The organism is Actinoallomurus acaciae (genome assembly GCF_042429965.1).
Lineage (GTDB): Bacteria > Actinomycetota > Actinomycetes > Streptosporangiales > Streptosporangiaceae > Actinoallomurus > Actinoallomurus acaciae.
On record NZ_JBHLZP010000729.1, the window covers coordinates 1 to 3,232 of the forward strand.

Here is a 3,232-nt window from a genome sequence, read left to right on the forward strand (position 1 = left end):
GGCGCTGGCCGACGCCGCCGCACCCGTCGCGGCGGCGCCCGGCGCCGCCCACCCTCTTGGTCCAGCTGTTCTCGAACTGATCTCAATCGCGGGGGCCTTCGGCCGACGCCCCGATTCCAACGATCGCGGCGGTGCCGGGCCGGGCCGCTCGTGCCGGACCGGAGCCCTGCCGCCCCGGGGTGTGCCCTCTCGCCGGGCCGGAACCCTCTCGCCGGGCCGGAACCCTCCCGCCCGGGGGTGCCATCCCATTTCCATTGTCCAGTGGCCGCTCTGGGCAGGGGAAGGGTGTCGGCGCGCCTGTGGAAATCGGCGCGTCTGATGAGTGCGGCGGGTATAAGCGGCCCGGCCCGGCGCGAGGGAGCCGGCGCCGGCTCGGCGATGGTCAGGCGATGTGGGGGCGCGTGTCGTACTCACCGGTGCCGAAGAGTTCGCGTGCCGTCTCCGGCAGTGCCCCGAGGCGGGCCGTGCAGCAACGCCTCCGCGAACACTCCCCCGCAGCGATCAGGCGATGCGCGGCTGCGTGTCGTACTCGCCAGTGCGGAACAGTTCGGGCGCCGTCTCCGCGGCAACGCCCCGGGGCGGGCTGTGCAGCAACGCCTCCGCGAACATGCCGGCCTGGTCCGCCGGTAGCTGGAACGTTCCCTGGCAGACGCCGCCGTTCCAGATGCTCAGCACGACCAGTCCGGCGTCCGGATGGCGGCTGATCCTCAACGAGCGATCCGGCCTGCGGCGGTCGAAGAACACGTCGCCCTGCTTGGGCAACGGAGAAGCCCCTGGCATGAGGGTCAGTGTGGACCCGTACACCCTCCGCTGTCGAGACCCGCTCGACGAGGTGTCAGGCCGCGACGAGGACGCGCGGGTCGTCGGCGTCGACGATGTCGGCGCCGAGCGGCATCAGTGACACCGGGATCAGCTTGAAGTTGGCCAGGCCGAGCGGGATGCCGATGATCGTCACGCACAGCGCGATGCCGCTGAGCAGGTGCCCGATGGCCAGCCACAGACCGGCGACGACGATCCAGATGACGTTGCCGATGGTGCTCATCACGCCGGCGCTCGGCTTGCGCACGACGGTGCGGCCGAACGGCCAGAGCGCGAACGCCCCGATGCGGAACGCCGCGACGCCGAACGGGATCGTCACGATGAGCACGCAGCAGATGATCCCCGCGAGGAAGTAACCGAGCGCCATCCAGAGCCCGGAGAGCACCAGCCAGATGAGGTTGAGCAGCGTGCGCATGCTCCCTGCCTTCCCGTGTCGCGGTCGTCACAGATGAGACGAAGCACGGGTACCCGGTGGTTCCGACGAATCAGCGAACCCGGGTCGCCACATGGGAGGCGCTCGTGCCGGTCCTCGGCACCCGTGCGCCGCCGATCGAGGCGATCCGGGTGTGGGCGACCAGCTCACCGCGGGCCTTCGGCCTCACCCGTACGACGAAGCGCGCGGTGGCGGACCGGCCCGGAGCGAGCCGCGGCAGGACAAGCGTGGTGTCGCGCCCGCCCGCGTAGCCTCCGGCTCCGCCCGGCAGTGACGTGCTCGTCCGTTCGACGCCCGCCGGGAGCGTGTTGCGCACGGTGATCTCGCCCGGTGTCGCGTGCCCGCGGTTGGCGAGGCGGATCCGGTACGCGTAGGTGCCGCCGGGCCGGACCGAGCGCGGGGCCTCGATGGAGACCTGCAGACCCGCACCGGGCTCGGCGGGCCTGGCGTGGTGGACGAGCCGCCCGGCCGGCGCCGGCGACGGCGTCTCGGCGGGCGAGGTCGAGATGAGGACGCGGGCGCGGTGGCGGGCCTTGAGGCGAGAGGGGCGGACCGGCGTTCTGATCGCGGCGTACCCGTTGTGGAAACGATGCGCCCAGGGCACGTAGCGGTCCGGCAGGGCACCCGCGGTGTGCCCGCCCGCGGACGCGAGTGCCGCCATCGCCGACAGCCCCACGGCGATGCCGGCCAGTACGGCGAGCGCGTGTCTCACAAGTGATCGCCCCCGAATCACCGATCGCACTCGGCAACGTACCCGGTGAGCGGTCGGGTCGCGGCAAAGCGCCGGGCAAGCTTCACCACGCCGGGACCAGGCCCTGCCCGCAGTCCCTCAGAGCGTGTTTCGGAGTCCCGCCGTCCGGGACACTTCCCGCCCCCAGGGGGCGCGGTTTTGTGGAAGTGAGGATGGGCCGGGCGGCCCGGTGCCTGCGGTGCGCCGAGCCGATCACCTCGCCGGTGGTGGCGAAGAGGGCCGTAGTCCGGCGCGCACGTGGTCGTGTGTGACCCGCCGCGGAACGCCCGGCAGCACCGGCCGGGAGCGATCCAGCGCCCGCTCGGGCGGGTCCGGATACAGGCCCACGACGTCGTGGACCTTCTCGGCGAAGTACGGGTCCCTCGAGAGCTTGAATGTCTGCAAGAGGCCGAAGGCCCGCCAGATCCGCGAGACGGCCGACCGCGACAGGCCCATTTCCCTGGCCATCGACCGGGTCGAGGAGGGCGTGGCGTTCTTCGGCGTGGCCCGGTGACCACCGAGGCGGCCCGTTCGTCAGCGACCGTCCTGGGCCCGCCCGCACACGGCGGGGCCGCGAGGGCCCGTCAGGCCGTGATCACCCGGAGCGCGCCCGGCAGCACGCGGATCGTCACCGGCAGGGTGCCGAGCAGTTCGCCGTCGCCGCCGAACGGGATCTCCCGGTCGGCCTCCACGCGGACCTCGCGTCCGCGGAGTACCTCGATCTCCGGGCGGCGTACGTGCGTGCCGTGTGGCAGTTCGCGCATCACCTTGAAGAACAGGCGCCGGGGTGCGTGGCGGATGATGACGACGTCGAGCAGCCCGTCGGAGACCGAGGCGTCCGGCGCGACGTGCAGCCCATAGCCGTAGTACCCGGAGTTGGCGGCGACGACGGTGTACCCGCGCTCCTCGCGCGTCTCGCCGTCGATCGTGATGCGGTACGCGACCGGCCGCCACGTCGCGATCGCGCGCAGCGGGCCGAGGTAGTACGCGAGGGAGCCGGGCAGCCGGGTCAGCCGGTTGATGTGCGCGTTGGCCACCGAGTCGACCCCGCCGTACACGCTGCCGGCCACGACATTGGTCGTGCCGTCGTCCGCGGTCACCTCGATCGCGTCGATCGCCGTGGGCTCGGCCGACAGCAGCAGGTCGGCCAGGCGCTCGGGGTCGTCGGGCAGCCCGAGCTGGCGGGCGAAGTCGTTGCCGCGCCCGGCGGGCAGGACGCCCAGCACCGCGACGCCGCCCGCCAGCGCCAC

General features: G+C 72.7%; 5 protein-coding genes. 1 reads left to right on the forward strand and 4 read right to left on the reverse strand.

Features of this window, described 5'->3' with window-relative positions:
- Positions 1–501: 501 nt before the first annotated feature.
- The 3 genes from ACFFNX_RS45845 to ACFFNX_RS45855 form a co-directional block, all read right to left on the reverse strand.
- On the reverse strand, positions 502–780 hold the full coding sequence (locus ACFFNX_RS45845) for a hypothetical protein (protein ID WP_378212616.1): 279 nt from the start codon (positions 778–780) through the stop codon (positions 502–504).
- A 55-nt stretch (positions 781–835) separates the two neighbouring features.
- Positions 836–1,234 carry a YccF domain-containing protein gene (locus tag ACFFNX_RS45850; protein ID WP_378212617.1) on the reverse strand — a complete coding sequence of 133 codons (399 nt, stop codon included), beginning with the start codon at positions 1,232–1,234 and terminating at the stop codon, positions 836–838.
- A gap of 70 nt (positions 1,235–1,304) precedes the next feature.
- Entirely contained in the window at positions 1,305–1,964 is a 660-nt protein-coding gene (locus tag ACFFNX_RS45855) for a hypothetical protein (RefSeq protein WP_378212618.1), read from the reverse strand.
- Between the two features lie 409 nt (positions 1,965–2,373).
- On the opposite strand from ACFFNX_RS45855, the gene ACFFNX_RS45860 reads away from it, so the two are divergent.
- Positions 2,374–2,496, forward strand: a complete 123-nt coding sequence (locus ACFFNX_RS45860; RefSeq protein WP_378212619.1) for a hypothetical protein — start codon at positions 2,374–2,376, stop codon at positions 2,494–2,496.
- A 70-nt stretch (positions 2,497–2,566) separates the two neighbouring features.
- Here ACFFNX_RS45860 and ACFFNX_RS45865 read toward each other — a convergent pair.
- A partial coding sequence (locus ACFFNX_RS45865; protein WP_378212620.1) for a YegS/Rv2252/BmrU family lipid kinase occupies positions 2,567–3,232 on the reverse strand: 666 nt, incomplete at its 5' end.

Excerpts from the sequence above, each read along its gene's own strand:
- ACFFNX_RS45845 (WP_378212616.1), bottom strand. The coding sequence starts at position 780 with ATGCCAGGGGCTTCTCCGTTGCCCAAGCAGGGCGACGTGTTCTTCGAC.
- ACFFNX_RS45850 (WP_378212617.1), bottom strand. The coding sequence starts at position 1,234 with ATGCGCACGCTGCTCAACCTCATCTGGCTGGTGCTCTCCGGGCTCTGG.